Source organism: Sorangium sp. So ce367 (assembly GCF_051520455.1).
Taxonomy (GTDB): Bacteria; Myxococcota_A; Polyangia; order Polyangiales; family Polyangiaceae; genus Sorangium; species Sorangium cellulosum_B.
In genome coordinates, this window is record NZ_CP150334.1 from 10,420,001 (window position 1) to 10,436,273 (window position 16,273).

Annotated in this window: 11 protein-coding genes (1 of these 11 only partly in view); 6 read left to right on the forward strand and 5 right to left on the reverse strand. The window is 72.9% G+C overall.

The genetic code is table 11. The features are described from left to right. Positions 1 to 520, reverse strand: partial view of a DUF4920 domain-containing protein gene (locus WME97_RS39490; protein WP_437545398.1) — the 5' portion only. 26 nt of this gene lie to the left of the window's left edge; 520 of the gene's 546 nt are visible here — the first part of the coding sequence; it begins with the start codon at positions 518 to 520; the stop codon falls past the left edge of the window. A gap of 155 nt (positions 521 to 675) precedes the next feature. On the opposite strand from WME97_RS39490, the gene WME97_RS39495 reads away from it, so the two are divergent. Then, complete coding sequence (locus tag WME97_RS39495) at positions 676 to 1,509, forward strand: hypothetical protein (protein ID WP_437545400.1); 834 nt, start codon at positions 676 to 678, stop codon at positions 1,507 to 1,509. A gap of 21 nt (positions 1,510 to 1,530) precedes the next feature. Here the strand turns inward: WME97_RS39495 and nadA are convergent, their stop codons facing one another. Next, on the reverse strand, positions 1,531 to 2,490 hold the full coding sequence (nadA, locus tag WME97_RS39500) for a quinolinate synthase NadA (protein ID WP_012240033.1): 960 nt from the start codon (positions 2,488 to 2,490) through the stop codon (positions 1,531 to 1,533). A gap of 236 nt (positions 2,491 to 2,726) precedes the next feature. Between nadA and WME97_RS39505 the strand changes: the two genes are divergently transcribed. The 4 genes from WME97_RS39505 to WME97_RS39520 all read left to right on the forward strand — a co-directional run bounded on the left by WME97_RS39505 (position 2,727) and on the right by WME97_RS39520 (position 8,623). Continuing rightward, entirely contained in the window at positions 2,727 to 3,065 is a 339-nt protein-coding gene (locus WME97_RS39505; protein ID WP_272102678.1) for a DUF3634 family protein, read from the forward strand. Positions 3,066 to 3,105: 40 nt separating this feature from the next. Further along, positions 3,106 to 4,497, forward strand: coding sequence for an ABC1 kinase family protein (locus WME97_RS39510; protein WP_437295225.1), 1,392 nt, complete (start codon positions 3,106 to 3,108; stop codon positions 4,495 to 4,497). Between the two features lie 108 nt (positions 4,498 to 4,605). Next, positions 4,606 to 6,711, forward strand: a complete 2,106-nt coding sequence (locus WME97_RS39515; RefSeq protein WP_437545403.1) for a protein kinase domain-containing protein — start codon at positions 4,606 to 4,608, stop codon at positions 6,709 to 6,711. A 16-nt stretch (positions 6,712 to 6,727) separates the two neighbouring features. Next, positions 6,728 to 8,623 (forward strand): SBBP repeat-containing protein, encoded by a 1,896-nt coding sequence (locus WME97_RS39520; protein ID WP_437545405.1) that lies wholly within the window; start codon positions 6,728 to 6,730, stop codon positions 8,621 to 8,623. 19 nt (positions 8,624 to 8,642) lie between these two features. On the opposite strand, the gene WME97_RS39525 is transcribed toward WME97_RS39520, so the two are convergent. After that, entirely contained in the window at positions 8,643 to 10,589 is a 1,947-nt protein-coding gene (locus tag WME97_RS39525; RefSeq protein WP_437545407.1) for a ribonuclease R family protein, read from the reverse strand. Positions 10,590 to 10,885: 296 nt separating this feature from the next. On the opposite strand from WME97_RS39525, the gene WME97_RS39530 reads away from it, so the two are divergent. Next, on the forward strand, positions 10,886 to 11,416 hold the full coding sequence (locus tag WME97_RS39530) for an FHA domain-containing protein (RefSeq protein ID WP_437545409.1): 531 nt from the start codon (positions 10,886 to 10,888) through the stop codon (positions 11,414 to 11,416). Positions 11,417 to 11,435: 19 nt separating this feature from the next. Here WME97_RS39530 and WME97_RS39535 read toward each other — a convergent pair whose 3' ends face one another. Both WME97_RS39535 and WME97_RS39540 read right to left on the reverse strand, forming a co-directional pair. Continuing rightward, positions 11,436 to 13,283 (reverse strand): PEGA domain-containing protein, encoded by a 1,848-nt coding sequence (locus WME97_RS39535; protein ID WP_437545411.1) that lies wholly within the window; start codon positions 13,281 to 13,283, stop codon positions 11,436 to 11,438. Between the two features lie 5 nt (positions 13,284 to 13,288). Continuing rightward, a complete protein-coding gene (locus WME97_RS39540) occupies positions 13,289 to 16,087 on the reverse strand; it encodes a protein kinase domain-containing protein (protein ID WP_437545413.1) in 2,799 nt (932 codons plus the stop codon). Positions 16,088 to 16,273: the final 186 nt, after the last annotated feature.

The window sequence follows — 16,273 nt, forward strand, 5'->3', positions numbered from 1 at the left end:
CTTCGAGCTCGATCTTGGCGACCCGCCCGGTCTGCTTCTCGGCTTCACCGCGGCAGTTGTCCTTCGCGCCGCACGCGGCGCCTTCCTCGGCCTCGCCGGTGACCATCTTGCCCTGGACGACCGCCCGGTGCCCGGAGGCGTCCTTCGGGACGAAGAAGCTGTGGCCCGCCATCTTGATGTGGGCGCTGCCCGACTCGTCGGCGATCTCCATCCAGCAGCCCATCGACTTGCACACGGCCGAGACGACCCCCTCGGTCCGGACGGTCTTTCCGCTGAACTTGCCCGGCTCCTGCAGGAGCACCGGCAGCGGCGTCGTCGAGCTCTCCGTGATGGGCGCGCCAAACTGCTTCTTTTCGAGCCGCGCGATCCCGGCAGCGGACGCCTGCATCGGCGATGCACCCTCGGCGGCGGCGGGAGGCGCGGCCGCAGGAGCCGGCTCGGCGTCGGGCTTGCGCTCGGCGGAACAACCGAGCTGCGCAAGGACCAGGAAGAACAGGGAGGCGATGGGCTTTGCACGCATGAAGACGAGTTTGCCCGACCCGACGGGCCCCTGCCACCGGCCCAGGGAAGAGCACCTCGGCGACGGAGCGCGCCCGGCGGCCCCGCAGCAGGCGGCGGGGGCGCGAGCGCAGCTGGCGGCTCGGCCGCTCACAAAAGCCTGCTACAAGGGCGGGCATGCGAACCGCTCGCGCCCGCGTCGGACGAGGCACGGCGGCGTGCGCGGTCGCGCTCGCCTGCACCTCGACCGCGCACGCAGAGGAGCCCTCGAGCGCCGCGACCTCCACGGATGCCGCTTCCGCCGAGCAGCCACCGCGACCTCCGCGGCCGCCGCTGCCGCCCGCGCCCCCCCGGACCCGCTTGCCGTGGGCCAGGCACATCGAGGTCGGCGCGGACATCGCCCTCGTCAATCGGTTCGGCTCGAACGACGCCGCCGGCCAGCCGACGGGGATTCGCCTGAAGCCCGCGATCGGCGTCGGGGCCCACGCGCGCTGGGAGATCTTCGACTACCTGCGCTTCTCCGCGTTCTTCGTGCACGCCGAGCACGAGCTCGCGCTCCAGGCGGGCGCGCTCGCGCAGCCCGGCCCGATCACGGCCGAGCCACGCGAGGACGGCGCGCCCACGGTCCGCACCCTCGCGCTCGGCGCGCGCCTCGCGCCCACGCTTCCGCTCGGCGAGCGCGCCCGGTCGTGGCTGTCGGTCGGCGTCGGCTACGACCGGTTCGACTTCGATCGCATGCGGGTCTTTGACCCCGGGGGGGAGTTCACGATCCGCGAGCGCGGCGCGTCGTACGTCGAGATCCCGCTGGGGCTCGGGGTGTCGTTCGACGTCATCCGCCGCTGGCTCACGATCGAGCTGGAGACCTCGGGCGCCTTCCTGCTCGGCCGGGGCGGCGACGCCACCCGGGAAGGCCAGGCCATCGACGCCCAGGGGCAGCGGCGCAACGTCGGCGCGCTGCCGCAGGCCCGAGGCTCGTTCGTCCAGACGCTCGGCCTCTCGCTCGTGCTGTGATCGCCGCGTCGCGCGGCGAGCTCAGCTGAGGGCCAGCATGCGATCGATCGGGACGCGCGCGCGCTCGCGCAGCTCGGGCGCCATCTCGAGGCGCGGGGCGAGATCGCGCAGCGCGAGATAGACCTTCTCGAGCGTGTTGAGCCGCATGAAGGGGCACTCGTTGCAAGCGCAGTTGCCCTCCGGCGGCCCCTCGATGAACTCCTTGTGCGGCGAGGCCTTGCGCATCTGGTGCACGATGCCGCTCTCCGTCGCGACGATGTACTTCAGCGCGTCGTCCGCGGTCGTGTACTTGAGCAGCGCGGTCGTCGAGCCGATGTAGTCGGACATCCGCAGGATCGGCTCCTCGCACTCCGGGTGCGCGATGAGCTTCGCGTCCGGGTGGCGCTCGCGCAGCGCGACGATCTTGCGCAGGCTGAAGGTCTCGTGAACGACGCAGCTGCCCTGCCACAGGCGCATCGGGCGGCCCGTCCGCTCGACGAGCCAGCGCCCGAGGTTCTTGTCGGGCGCGAAGAGGATCTCCTGCCCCTCGGGGATCGCGCGGACGATCTTCTCCGCGTTCGACGACGTGCAGATGTAGTCGCTCTCGGCCTTCACCTCGGCGGAGCAGTTGATGTACGAGATCGCGGCCGCGCCGGGGTACCGGGCGCGCCAGGCGCGGAAGCGGTCGACGGGGCAGCCGTCGGCGAGCGAGCAGCCCGCAGCGAGGTCGGGGACCACGACGATGCGCTCGGGGTTCAGGATCTTCGCCGTCTCGGCCATGAAATGCACGCCGGCGAACAGGATGACGTCCGCGGTCGTCTTCTTCGCCTGCTGGGCGAGCTGCAGCGAGTCGCCGAGGAAGTCTGCGAGATCCTGGATGTCGCCATCCTGGTAGTAGTGGGCCAGGAGGACGGCGTTCCTCTCCCGCTTCAGGCGGCTGATCTCGTCGTGCAGATCCAGGCGCGGATCGATGGCGGCAGGCTGGGGCGCGGCGCTCGTCATGGCTAGCTAAGGTAGGCACCGCGCGGCGCGCTGGCCAGGGCCCCCGAGCCGCGCGGCGAACTCGGGCGCGCTCCCGCCACGGCCACGCAGCCGGTGCGGCGTTCGCCGGCGCCCGAGCCGCGCAGCGCGCTCCAGCCGCGCAGCCCGCGTCTCCCTCGTTGACAACGGCCGGCACCGGTTCACGATCGGGGCCCGCGGTGGGCCTGGGGAGGAGCTCTCGTCGTGGGCGGCCACCCATGTCCCTCCTGATCCCCGTCGCCCTGCTCGCCCTCGTCGTGCCGCTCGTCGTGGCGCTCCTGCGCGCAAATGAGCTATTTTGCGTGCGCGTCGAGGGGCGCAACGTCCGGCTGCTCCGGGGCCGGATGCCGCAGCGGCTGCTCGACGACATCACGGACGTCCTCCGCGCAGCGCCGGTCGGGCGGGGCGCGGTGCGGGTCGTTGTCGAGGACCGGCGCGCCCGGGTCCACGTGGAAGGGGATATCTCTCCCGAGCAGGCTCAGCAGCTGAGGAACACCGTCTCCATGTGGCCGGTTCCGAAGATCCGCGCGGCCCCGAAGCGCCGCGCGGGCGCATGACCCCGCCGCCGACATTTCCACCCTAGCGAGTCAGTCCCGCATGGCCGACGACAAACCCCGAGACAATCCGCCGACCTCCAAGCTGGGGCGCCTCGCGCGCCTCGCCGGCCTCGCGCCCCGCACGATCCCGTTCGCCATCGAGGGCGCGAAGCGCGTCCTCGGCGCGACCCGGACCGAGGAGGAGGAGGCCGAGGCGCGGCGGAGGATGGCCCAGGAGGTCAAGAAGACCGCCGAGGCGATGCTGAAGACGCTCGGCGAGATGAAGGGCCTGCCGCTCAAGTTCGGCCAGATGGCGAGCTACATCGACGGGCTCGCGCCGCCGGGATACGAGGAGAAGTTCCAGGCCACGCTGAAGAAGCTGCTCGACAAGGCGCCGCCCCTGTCGCCGGAGGCCGCGGAGCAGATGATCCGCGAGGAGCTCGGCGCCCCGCCCGAGCACGTGTTCGCGGCCTGGGAGCGCGAGCCGTTCGCGGCGGCGAGCATCGGACAGGTGCACCGGGCCACGACGAGGTCGGGGGAGCGGGTCGCGGTGAAGGTGCAGTACCCCGGCATGGACAGGGCCATCGAGAACGACCTGAAGAGCGTCTCGATGCTCGAGGCGATGATGGCGCCCCTCGCCAAGAAGCTGAACGCCCGGCAGACCGTCGACGAGCTCCGCAAGGTCTTCCTGTCCGAGCTCGACTATGCGCGCGAGGCCGAGATGGCGGACCTGTTCCGCCGCATGAACGCGGGGGACGAGGACGTCTCTATCCCGCGCATCCACCACAGCCTCACCACGAGGCGCGTCCTCACGCTCGAGCTCGTCGACGGCATGAGCTACGCCGAGTTCTGCGAGCGCGGCAGCCAGGAGGCGAAGAACCGCGCGGGCCTCTCCATCTGGCGCTTCACCTTCCGCTCGATGCTCCGGTACGGCTGGCTCTACGCCGACCCGCACCCGGGCAACTACCGCTTCCACGAGGATGGCCGCGTCACGATCCTCGATTTCGGCTGCGTGAAGCAGCTCCCGCCCGACCTCGTGGCGGGCATGAAGCGCTACATGCGCGCCGCCATGGACGCGGACTGGAAGGAGTTCGACCGGGCGTGCGTGGAGGTGCTCGGCTACGACCCGGCCGACGAGAGCTGGGATCTCTACCGCAGCTACACGATGGAGCTCATGGTCCCGCTGTGCACGCACGGGACCTGGAAGTGCTCCCCGGAGAAGGCGCGCGAGACGGTGGCGTACCTGACCCGGGGTATCCGGGGGCTCGCCCTCAAGGAGGGAGAGAAGATGCCCACCATCCCCCACGTGCCGAAGATGCCGCAGGACTTCACGTTCGTGAATCGCCTGCAGTGGGGGCTCGCGTCCGTGCTGGCGGGGCTCCGGACCGAGGCGGCGTTCCGGCGGACCATCGATCCCTGGGTGCGCGACGGGGTGCACCCCGTCCCCGATTGAGCGAGGATCGCTGGTAGGCTCGTCGGCGCGGAGAGGCGCGCCGAGGTCGCTTCCGCCGCGGCTCTCACCTTGACCTCGATCCCGCACGCTGTGACATTCGATCGGGGCATGGACGACGAGAGGGCGGCCTGCGAAAGGCGCGTAGGAACGACCCTGCGGGGCAAATGGACGATCGATCGCCTCGTCGGGATCGGCGGGATGGCCGCCGTCTATGCCGCGACCCACAAGATCGGGCGGCGCGAGGCGATCAAGATCCTCCACCCCGAGGTGGCGCGCTCGAAGGACCTGCGCGCCCGGTTCGAGCGCGAGGCGCAGGCCGTCAATCGCTTCCAGCACCCCGGCGTGGTCGAGATCCGCGACATCGACGTGACCGAGGACGGCGCGCCGTTCCTCGTGATGGAGCTCCTCGACGGCGAGTCGCTCGCCGACCGGCTCCAGCGGCTCGGCAGCATCGAACCGGGCGAGATGCTGCGGCACATGGATGAGCTGCTCGACGTGCTCGGCGCCGCGCACGGGCAGGGGATCATCCACCGCGACATCAAGCTCGACAACCTCTTCGTCGAGAAGACCGGGCGCCTCAAGGTGCTCGACTTCGGCATCGCGCGCATGCGCGACGGCGTGAAGACGGCGATGCGGACCCGCACGGGCGCGACGCTCGGGACGGTGTCGTACATGGCCCCGGAGCAGGTGCGCGGCATCTCGGTCGACCACAGGGCGGACCTGTTCGCCGTCGGCGCGACCATGTTCCGGGTGATCGCGAAGCGGCGCATCCACGAGGCGCGCACGGAGTCCGAGCTGCTCGTGAAGATGGCGACCATGGCGGCGCCGCCGCTCGCGAGCGTCGCGCCGGAGACGCCGCACGGGCTGTGCCTCGTCGTGGACAGGGCGCTCGCGTTCGATCGCGACCGGCGCTACCCGGACGCCCGCACGATGCAGGCCGACGTGCGCGCGCTCCTGCATGGAGCGGCGCCGCCGCACGCGTCGGCGCGCCTCGCGGCGGGCGACGTGCCGTCGGCGGGCGCGCCGCCGCTCTCCCCGATGCTCCTGTCGGCGGCCGCCTCGGCGGACGCGCAGGCCGAGCCTCCGCCGCGGCCCGCGGCCCCGTCGGGCGCGAGGTGGAACGAGATGGGCTCGGCGCCCGCGATCGGGTCGGAGCTCGGCCCAGGCAACAGCGGGGCGTCCTCGTGGGAAGCCGCCACGATGGCGGCGCCCGGAGCTCCGCGCGGGAGCGCCATGGATGCGGCCCAGGCGCACGGAGGCCACCCCGGCATGGCGCAGGCCGCCCCCGGCGCTCCGAATGGACCGCCGTCGGCCCTGCACAACACCGGCGCCGGCCACGCCGGAGCGCACGGCGCGCCGCCATCGTGGCAGGGCGGCGGCGCGCCCCACAGCGCGCCGGCCTCGCTCCACAACACAGGCTCGGGCCTGCACAACACCGGTCCGGCCTACGGCGCGCCTGCCCCGGCGCACGGCGCAAGCGCGCCCCACAGCGCACCCGTCTCGCTCCACAACACAGGCTCCGGCCTGCACAACGCCGGCCCGGCTTACGGCGCGCTCGCCTCGGCGCACGGCGCAAGCGCGCCCCACGGCCCGCCCGTCTCGCTCCACAACACAGGCTCGGGCCTGCACAACGCCGGCCCGGCCTACGGCGCGCCCGCCCCGCGGCACAGCGCCGGCGTACCGCACGGCGCGCCCGCGTCGCTCCACAACACCGGCTCGTCGCTCCACAACACCGGCTCGACCTACGGCGCGCCCGCGCCGCCGCACAGCGCCAGCGCGCCCTACGGCGAGCAGCCGGCCGCCGCGTGGGCGCCGCGCCACGCTCAGCCGCGGCTGCCGCCGAAGCTCGTGGTCCCGCTCGCGCTCGGCGGCGTGGCGCTCATGATCGTGAGCGTGCTCGCGGTCTGGATGGCGCTCCGCGACGAACCCCAGAGCGACGCGGTCCAGCACGATCTGCTGCCGGCTCAGAGCGCGAGCGCCGGGCCGACCCAGCTCTCCCCGTCCTCGGAGAGCACCGACGAATCGCGGAGCAACGTGGACGAGCCAGGATCGCGGAGCAACGTGAACGACCCAGGATCGCGGAGCAACGTGAAGGAGCCAGAGACGATGCGCCCGGACGCGCCGAACGCTCCGGCGAGCGCGCCGCCCGCGAGCACGTTCATCATCGACTTGACCAAGAAGAAGCAGCGGACGAGAAAATCACGCCAGGACTGAAGCCAGATCGCCGAACATGGAGCTCCGCCCCCTCATGGTGACGAGGACAACCCCGCGCGCGCGATCGATGCTCGTCGGGTCTGCGCTGGCGCTCACGCTCTCGGGAGCGTGCTCGGACCCGGTGCCGATCGGCCCACGTCCCGACGCCGGCGGCGACGGTGGCGGCGGCAGCGGAGGCGCGCCGCCGCTCTGCAGCGTCGGCGACGTGCAACCCTGCTATCCCGGCCCGGCAGACACCGAGGGTGTCGGCGTGTGCGCGGCGGGCGTGCGGAGGTGCCAGCCAGACGGCCAGAGCTTCGGCGAGTGCGAAGGCGCCGTGGTCCCGAGGCCCGAGGACTGCAGCAGCACCGTGGACGACGACTGCGACGGCGCGACGAACGAGCCCGACGCGGAGTGCGTGTGTACCCCGGGCCAGATCAAGACTTGCTACAGCGGCCCCGAGGGGACGAGCGGCGTGGGGCTCTGCGCGGTGGGGCTGCAGATGTGCGATCTCTCGGGCACGTCGTGGCGGCCGTGCGCCGGCCAGGTCACCCCGCAACGAGAGACGTGCACGGACGACACCGACGAGGACTGCGACGGCTTCGCCTGCAGCGCGCCGCTCTGGGCCGCCCTCTACGGTGATCAGAACACCCAGAGCGCGACCAGCGTCGGCGTCGACGCGCAGGGAAACGTCTACATCGGCGGCACCTTCTCGGGGACCATCAACCTGACCGGCAAGGAGACGGGCGCCCTCGTCAGCATCGGCACCTCCGACGTGTACGTCGCTAGCTTCGACCCCTCCGGACAGCACCGCTGGAGCGTGAGGTTCGGCGGCAGCGGCGCCGAGACGCTCAACGGGCTCGCGGTGACGCCCGAAGGCAACCTCGTGCTCGGCGGGACGTTCTACGGCTCGTTCACGTTCGGCGGCACGACGCTGAGCAGCGTCAACGCGCTCGACACCTTCGTGGTCACGATGACCGGAGAGAAGGGCGAGCAAGGCTGGGCACGCCAGCTCGGCGACGCGGCCGATCAAACGCTGCGCTCGATCGCGGTCGACCCCAGCGGAAACATCGTGATCGCCGGCTACTTCAGCGGATCGTTGCTCTGCGCGGCGTCGCCCGTCCCCGGCGGCAACCCGATCTGCGCCACCAGCGCAGGCGGCACCGACATCTTCGTGCGGAAGTACGATCCGCTCGGCGCCCCCCAGTGGACGAGGATCTACGGAGACGACAAGAACCAGTTCGCCATGGGCGCCGCCGTCGGCAACGACGGCAGCGTGCTCGTCACCGGCCGGTACAACGGCACCCTGACCGTCGGCCCCCGACAGGTGAGGAACACCGGGCTCGGGCCGAACCTGTTCGTCCTGAAGCTCGACAGCAGCGGGAACGGCGTCTGGCTCTCGGACTATGGAGACACGGCGTCGCAGGCAGGCACCGGGATCGCCGTCGCTCCCTCGGGCGCGGTGCTCGTGACCGGGACGTACATGGGCGCGCTCAACTTCGGAGCGGCCGGCACGCTCCCCGCCAACGATGTGCAGACGGCGTTCGTGGCGTCGCTCGCCCCCGACGGCGCGCCCGTGTGGGCGCGGTGGTTCGCCGGAGACGGCATGCAGGAGAGCACGTCGATCGTCGCGGACGCGGAGAACGGCGTGGTGGTGACCGGCTCGGTCCAGGGCGTCGTCGACCTCGGCGGCGGGCCGCTGCCCAGCGGCGGCGGCTTCGACGCCTTCGTGGCGAAGCTCGACGCCGACGGCAACCACCTCTGGGGGAAGGTGCTCGGCGCCGCCGGCAACCAGAAGTCGAACGCGGCGGCCACCGCGCCGAGCACGGGGGTCATCGCGCTCTCTGGTACCGCCGAGGGGAAGATCGACTTCGGCCTCGGCGAGCGCGAGGCGAACGGCACCGACGCGTTCGTCGTGCTCCTGTCGCCGTAGACCCGAGCCGCGGCCCCGGTCACGCGGCGCCGCGAGCGCCCGCAGGGACGAGGTCGACGCGGCCGAGCTCCTCGTTGGTCGCCGCGATGGCGGCGCGGATCGGCTCGCCGATGCCGTAGCGACGGCTCGCGCCGACCAGCGCCTGCGCGGCGACGTCGATCCGATACGGGCCGCCCGGCAGCGCCTCCAGCGCGATCGTGCCCGTCGCGCCGGACTCGACCATCTGGACGACGAGGCCGAACGGCTTGATGGATACGATGTAGCCCTCGATCTCCTCGCCGACGCGGGAGGCGAAGAGGCGCGCCACGAGCATGCGGTGCCGCTCCGTCTCGGCCTTGGCGGCGTTGCGCGCGCGCGCGTTCAGGTGGTGGGCGAGCGACGTGAGCGCCTCGGAGTCGACGCGCTGGTCGCGGCGGCCCTGGAGATAGCGCTTGACCTCGCGGTGCACCGCGAGGTCGGCGTAGCGGCGGATCGGGGACGTGAAGTGCAGGTACAGCGGCGCCCCCAGGCCGAAATGCAGGCCTCCGGCGCCCGTGTACCGGGCAGGGCCGAGCGCCTTGCCGAGCACGGTGCGGATGGCCGGCGCGAGCTCGGAGCCCCTGTACTGCGCCTCGAACGCGGCGAGGCCGAGGGGGCTCAGGCGCGCGCCGAAGCCGGCCTCGACGCCGAAGTTGTGCGCGAACTGCTCGAGCGCGCGGACGCGCTCCTCGGTCGGCTCGTCATGGACACGAAAGACGCAGGGGAGCCCGCGCGCCACGAGCCAGCTGGCCACCGCCTCGTTCGCCGCCACCATCAGCCGCTCGATGAGGCGGTGCGCGCCCGTGTCGGAGCGCGGCGAGACGGCGGTCGGCTCGCGCGTCTCGGCGTCCAGCGTCACGTACGCCTCCTCGCGATCGAGCTCGACGCCGCCGCGCGCCGCGCGGACCGTCGACAGCCGCGCGGCCGCGGTGCGGAGCCAGCGCACGACCGGCCGGGCGGCCTCGGGGATGCCGGCGGAGCGGCCCGTCGTCAGGAACTCCTCGACGGCGTCGTACGAGAGGCGGGCGTGCGAGCGGATCACGCTCTCGTGCAGGTCGATCGACGTGATGCCCCCCTCGGGGTCGATGCGCAGCTCGACCGTGACCGCGAGCCGATCGACCCCCGGGAGCAGGCTCGCCGCCTCGCTGGAGATCGTGTCGGGGAGCATCGGGATGACGCGGCCAGCCAGGTAGACGCTCGTGCCCCGGGCGCGGGCCTCGAGATCGAGCGGCGAGCCCTCGGGGACGAACACGTCCACGTCGGCGATCGAGACGAGGACGCGGAGCGCCCCGTCGGGCCCGGCCGGCAGCACGGAGACGGCGTCGTCGATGTCCGTGGTGACGGGCGCGTCGATCGTGACGGTGATGACGTCGCGCAGGTCGCGGCGGCCGCGCGCGAGCTCACGCTCGACCGACACCGCGGCGACCGCGGCGCGCGACGCCTCGAGGACCTCGCCCGAGAACACGGCGCGCACGCCGTTGCGGGCGAGGCAACGCTCGATGCCGAGGTCGGCCTCCGACGCGACGACGCGCGCAGGGACGACCGCCGCGCCCTCGATGGTGGCGACCACCGCGGCGCCCTCGGGGAGGTCGTCGGCGCTGCCCGGCTTGAACGGCCAGTCCGTGTTGGAGACGAGGCGATCGACCCGGAGGTGCGGCCGCTTCGCGTGCGATACGACCGTCCCGAAGAGCTCGGAGCGATCGCGCTGGACGAGGGCGAGCTGCGACGCGCTGAAGCGGCCCGGCTCCGCCTCGACGACCACCGCGTCGACGACGTCGCCGTCGAGGAACGGGTTCAGATCGGGCGGCGCGATGAAGGCGGTCGCCGGCCCGACGGCAGCCAAGCCCGGCCTGCCCGGCCCCCCCGCCTTCTCCGGAGAGGCCTCGATGTTCAGGAACCCGAAGCCACGGGGGTTGACCGAGATGCGTCCACGAACGGGTGCGTGCATAGGCGCGGAAGGTACGCCAGATCCCGGCGCGTTCGAGCACAAGCTGCCCGTTGAGCTCGAACCAACGCCAGAGAATTACTGCAACACGGTAACAAAGCAGCGCGTGAGGTCGCGGCATCGCGCGCTGCATGCCGAGATGCGCTCGGGGGCCCGGGGTGCCTCGCGCTGCGCTGCGATGACGTGCGGGCGGCATCGCGGTTCCACGTGCGCGGGACGCCGTGCATGGGCGGGACGCCACGGCAAAAGTGCCTCCCTGGACGGTTCGCGGCGCCGGATCGGCTTATACTCGACACATCGTGGAAGACTCAGGGGACATCATCGAGCTAGCGCGTGTGATGCCTCGGGACCGCTTCGTCCGCCAGGTGACGAACCTGCTCCTCGTGGTGTCCGAGGCGGGTCCGGACAACCAGCAGATCGCGTTCCGGACGGTCGCCGCATCGCCGGCGGCGCACCGGAAACCGCCGCCTCCGCCCGGCCCAGCGAGCGAGGTGTTCCAGCTCGTCAAGGCGAAGGGCAATCCCTATCTCGACCAGATCTCGGTGGGCCGCACGCGCAATTGCGACGTGGTGCTGCGCCACCCCTCGGTGTCCAAGCTGCACGCGCACTTCCGGCGGAATGAGCAGGGGCAGCTCGTGCTCATCGACAACGGCTCGCAAAACGGGACCCGCGTGAACGGCAAGGTGCTCTCCGAGAGCGAGCCGCTGGAGGTCTCGGTGGGCGACGTCATCCAGTTCGGCCGGCTCACGACGTCGCTGCTCGATGCGGCGGCCCTCTTCGACCTCGTGCGCGAGCAGGCGCGCCTCGCGAGGGACCAGGCGAACCGGTGAGCGCCCCGCGCGGCGGCGCTCAGAACCGGTACCCCGCGGAGACGTTCGGAAAGAACATCGTGAACGTGCCGTGGGCGAGCTCCTCGAACACGACCTTCTTGCCCGGCGCGCAGTCGACCGTGGGGCGCGCCTCGTCGCACTCGGCCCCGACCACGTAGGTGTTGCCCGTCTCGAGCGGCGGGCCGTCGACGAGGAAGAAGCCGACGCCGAGGCCCGCGCTGGCGCTGAGGCGCCCGAGCTTCAGCCGGAGCCTCAGCTCGGGCATCGCGAACGGGGCGGCGGCGCGGACGGCCCTGCCCGCGTTCTGCACGGCCACGCTGACGGTCCTCTCCGCGTCGGACGCCGTGCCGGTCACCTCGTCGCTCATCTCGGCCAGCACCACGCCGAGCCCGAGCGCGCCGCCGACGTCGAGCCATGACGACAGCCCGTAATGATAGCTGCCGCCGACGATCACCGTCACGCCGGCCATGCCGATGTCGTCGTGGAAGCTGTAGCGGATGGGGAGCCTCTCGTTGCCCCCGCGCGGATCGGCATACGTCGCGTCGAGCGAGCGATCGAGCGTCGTGTGGAGGCTCAGGTACCCGGCCGTGAGCTCGATGGCGGCGCCGATCGGGAACTCGTAGCTGCCGCGCACGCCGGCCAGGACGCCGGACGGGCGCGAGATGCCCGAGCAGCTGTAGCTGCCGCAGCTCCGCTCGGCGTCGCTCTCGAGCGACGAGGCGAAGGCATAGCCGCCGGTCGCCTCCAGCCGGAAGACGCCGACCCTCCGACCCCAGCGCGGGTGAGCGTCGTCGATGGCGAGCGGCAGGACGATGTCGCCCCTCGTCGTCCTGTCGACGGTCGCGCGCAGCGTGCGCGAGAAATAGCCCGGCTCGTGCGCCTCGAAGGTGTGGCGCCCGAGCGGCAGCGCGCCGCGCCACTGCCCCTTGCCGACCGGGACGCTGTTGATGGTCAGATCCGCGCTCAGCGGCTGGGCGACGACGCGGACCTCCTCGCCGAGCGGCCCCGCCTCGACCGTGGCGACGGCGAGCTGCCCCGCGATGACGTTCGCCTCGCGGGGCGCAGAGCCGAAATTGCCCTTGCGCACCGAGTAGAAATGCGGGCCGGGCGCGAGCGCGCCCTCCCACGGCAGCTGGCCGATCAGCGCGCCGTCGATGGTGAGATCGGCGCCGACGAGCCGCTCGTCCTCGACCTTCAGCCGGCCCGTGCTGGCGAGCGGATCGAGCTTCGCGTCCACCGACCTGGTCTCGGCGACCCCGACGGTCACGATCCGCTCGAACGTGTGCCAGCCGTCCTTGACCACGCGGAGCGTGTGATCCCCGGGGAGCAGCCGGATCGGGCCGGCGAGGGGGAGCCGGCCGCGCTGCCTCCCGTCGATGAGCACCAGGCCATCGACGTTCGACGAGATGACGACGCTGCCGATCCGCGCTCGCAGCGTGGCGATCGCGGACGCGACGCTCCGGCGCTCCGGCTCGCCGAGCTCCGCGCGGAGCTCCGTGAGCAGCGCCTCGTAGAGCTCGAGCGCCTCGTCGTAACGCCCGAGCTGATCGAGGCAGAACGCGGCGTTGAGCGTGTTGGGCACCGACGCGACGATCTGACGCGACCTCAGGTAGAGCTCGAGCGCGCGCTGGAAGTCGCCGATCTTGCGCAGCTCGTTCCCTTCCTGAAAGAGCGCCTTGGCCCGGGCGAGCGCCTCGTCCGTCGACGCGGGCGCCGCGGGCGCCGAGGCAGGCGGCTCGGGTGGCACGCCCGGGACAGCCGCCGCCGGCGGGGGCTGCGCGCGGGCCGGAGGCGCAGGCGCCGCGCTCGCCACGGCGAGCGCGCACGCCGCAAAGCAGCGCCGCAGGGCGCGACGGGCGCGCGGCATCGGTCTCACCACCGGTCGACCGGAACCACTGCGGTCGGAGCCGGCGGAGCCGCAGGCGCCCCCGTGGCGGAGGGCGTGGCAGGCTCGGCCACGGGAAGAGCGCCGCGCGGGGCGCGGCTCTTCCTGTCACGGCGCGGGGCAGGCTCGGAGGCCGCGACCGACGCAGAGGCCGGCGCGGGCGGCTGGAGATCGATGCGATCGGGGCGGATCGTGCCGTCGCTCAGCAGGAACACCGTCTCCTTCGTGGTCGCGCCGCCGCGGGTCACCTCGATCTCGAACGTGTCGCCGGCCTTGCCCGTCAGGTCGAGCCGGCCGTCGCTCACCGGACGCGCCGCGCCGTTGACCCGCGCCGTCGCCTCCTTCGGGAGCGTCACGACGGCGGTGAAGGACGCAGGCGCAGGCGCAGGCGCGGGCGCGACGGGCAGCGCGGGCTCGCTCGGCGCGGCGGGCGACGCGGGCGGCTCGTTGCCCGTCGAGGCGCGCAGCGCGAGACCGCCGCCGATCGCGGCCAGGGCGACCACGGTGACCGCCGCCCCGACGAAGCGCCGCCGTGCCGCGCCGGAAGGCTCCTTCACCGCGGTGAAGGAGCTGCCGCCGATGGATCGCTCCTCCCCCTCGGCCGATCGCGAGAGCCCGGACTCGCGCAGCGCGGAGATGGGGGTGGCGCCGGCGCGCCGCTCGGGGTCGATGCCCCGCAGCTGATCCAGCGTGACGACGCCGGTGCCCTCCGCGTGCGGCTCGAGCGCGGCGATGAGCTCCTCCATGCTCTGCCAGCGCTCCGCGGGATCCCGCAGGAGGCCGCGGTGCACGACGGCCGCGAGCGCCGGGGAGACCCACGGCGCCGCCCCGGAGAGCGGCGGCACGCGCTCGGTGCAGATCGCGAGCAGGAGCTCGGCGAGCGAGGCGTTGGGATCCCAGGGGCAGCTCCCGCAGAGCGCCTGGTAGAGCGAGACCGAGAGGCTCCAGATGTCGGAGCGGTGATCGACGTCCTTCGCCATCTTCGCCTGCTCGGGAGACATGTAGATGGGCGACCCGAGCACACCGCCGGCGCGCGTGAGCTCGTGCGAGACGCCATCCCCCGTGCGCTTCGCGATGCCGAAATCGCACACCTTGACCACGATCCTGCGATCGCTCGACGACGGCGGGCGGATGGAGCCGGACGGGCGACGCCCCGAGGGCGGCGGGCGGACCGAGCCGGACGGGCGCCGCACCGACGGCGGCCCCGCCGCGAGCGAGCCGCGCTGGGTGGACGGCGGCGCCGAAGCGAGCGAGCCGCGCCGGGTGGACGGCGGCCCCGAAGCGAGCGGGCCGCGCCGGGTCGACGGCGGCGCGATCGAGGTCGACGGCCTTTGGGCCGAGCCCTCGAACGGCGCGTGCAGGAAGAGGTTCGCCGGCTTGATGTCGCGGTGCACGATCCCCTCGGCGTGCGCCGCCGCGAGCCCGCGCGCCGCCTGGATGAACACGCGCACGACGGGCTCCGGCTCCAGCGGCCCGCGCATCCTGAGGAGCTTGGCGAGGTCGACGCCGTGCAGGAGCTCCATGATGATGAACGGCGTCGCGAGCGTGAGATCCATGCCCAGCTCGAACGTCTTGACGACGTGCGGGCTCTGGATCGCGGTCACCGCGCGCGCCTCGCGGATGAAGCGGCGCACGGCGTGGTCGTCCTGCCCGACGGCGCTCTTGAAGATGACCTTGGCCGCCACCCGCCGCCCTTCGGGCGACTCCGCCTCGTAGACGGCGCCCATCCCGCCGCGCCCGATCAGCCGGCGCACCGCGTACCGGCCGCCGAGCTCGCGGCCGACCAGCGGATCGGTCTCGGCGCCGGCGCGCTCGGCGATGGCCTCGCGCAGCTCGGGATCGAGCGGCCTCAGCATGTCGATGGTGATGCGCTCCTCGCTGCCCGACGCGGCGCGCAGCGCCTCGGCGAACGCCTCGATCGACGGATAGCGCCGGTCCACGTCGCTGTGCAGCGCGAGCGAGAGCGCGGCCGCGAGGCGCGCCTCGATCCACGGGGCGCGATCCTGGATCGACGGGAGCTGCGCAAGAGGCGCAAGGGACGACGCCGGCGCGTCCGCCGCCGTGTCCGCGGGGCCGAGCTCGGCCGTGTCCGCCGTGACGTCGAGCTCGGCCCACGGCGAGACGCCGCAGAGCATCTCGTAGAGCGTCGCCGCCAGGCCGAACACGTCACCCCGCACGTCGGCGGTGCGGTCCCGCGGCCCCGACTCGTCGCGCAGAGGATCGGTGCTCCTCGCCGCCTTGCCAGGGGCGGAGGTGGCCGTGTCACAGCCCTTCGAGAGCCCGAAGCCAAAGACGCGGACGAGGATCTCTCCGCCCGCGAGGTGCTCCAGGAAGATGCGCGGCGGCCGCACGTCGCGGTAGACGAGGCCCGCAGCGTGCACCGCCGAGAGCCCTGCGGCGACCTGGAGCGCGATCCGCACGGCGACCTCGGGCGCGAGCGGCCCCGTCTCGGCGAGCAGGGCGGCGACGTCGGTCCCGTCGAGCAGCGGCATCACGAGGTAGGCGAGATCGCGCTCGAGGTCGTGGCCGGCATCGACGATCGGGACGACATGCGCGTTGTCGAGCTTCGCGGTGACGCTCGCCTCGCGGGTGAGCCGTGACAGCGTGTCCTCGGTGACGACCTCGGGCCGCAAGACCTTGAGCGCGACGCGGCGACCCGAGGGGCCCCGGGCCTCGAACACGACACCGAAGCCCTGCGCGGAGAGGACGCGGACGATCCGATATCCGCCGGTGAGCGCGCCCCCCACGAGCGCCGTCGGATCCGCCAGAGGTGCTGTCCGGCCCATGTCCTCAAGCATACGACGGCCCATCGCGCCCCACAAAGCATGAGTGTCACGCGACCTCGGAGGCGCGCTGCGCGCGGGCGCCGCACCGTCGCGGAGCGCCGGCCACGCACCTACAACGACGCCAAGCCCGCCGCACCGCGGCGCGGCGCGCCCGCCGAATGTAGGCGCGACAACCGCAGAGAACGC

Excerpts from the sequence above, each read along its gene's own strand:
- WME97_RS39505 (WP_272102678.1), top strand. The coding sequence starts at position 2,727 with ATGTCCCTCCTGATCCCCGTCGCCCTGCTCGCCCTCGTCGTGCCGCTC.
- WME97_RS39540 (WP_437545413.1), bottom strand. The coding sequence starts at position 16,087 with ATGGGCCGGACAGCACCTCTGGCGGATCCGACGGCGCTCGTGGGGGGC.
- WME97_RS39515 (WP_437545403.1), top strand. The coding sequence starts at position 4,606 with ATGGACGACGAGAGGGCGGCCTGCGAAAGGCGCGTAGGAACGACCCTG.
- WME97_RS39520 (WP_437545405.1), top strand. The coding sequence starts at position 6,728 with ATGGAGCTCCGCCCCCTCATGGTGACGAGGACAACCCCGCGCGCGCGA.
- WME97_RS39535 (WP_437545411.1), bottom strand. The coding sequence starts at position 13,283 with ATGCCGCGCGCCCGTCGCGCCCTGCGGCGCTGCTTTGCGGCGTGCGCG.
- WME97_RS39510 (WP_437295225.1), top strand. The coding sequence starts at position 3,106 with ATGGCCGACGACAAACCCCGAGACAATCCGCCGACCTCCAAGCTGGGG.
- WME97_RS39495 (WP_437545400.1), top strand. The coding sequence starts at position 676 with ATGCGAACCGCTCGCGCCCGCGTCGGACGAGGCACGGCGGCGTGCGCG.
- WME97_RS39525 (WP_437545407.1), bottom strand. The coding sequence starts at position 10,589 with ATGCACGCACCCGTTCGTGGACGCATCTCGGTCAACCCCCGTGGCTTC.
- nadA (WP_012240033.1), bottom strand. The coding sequence starts at position 2,490 with ATGACGAGCGCCGCGCCCCAGCCTGCCGCCATCGATCCGCGCCTGGAT.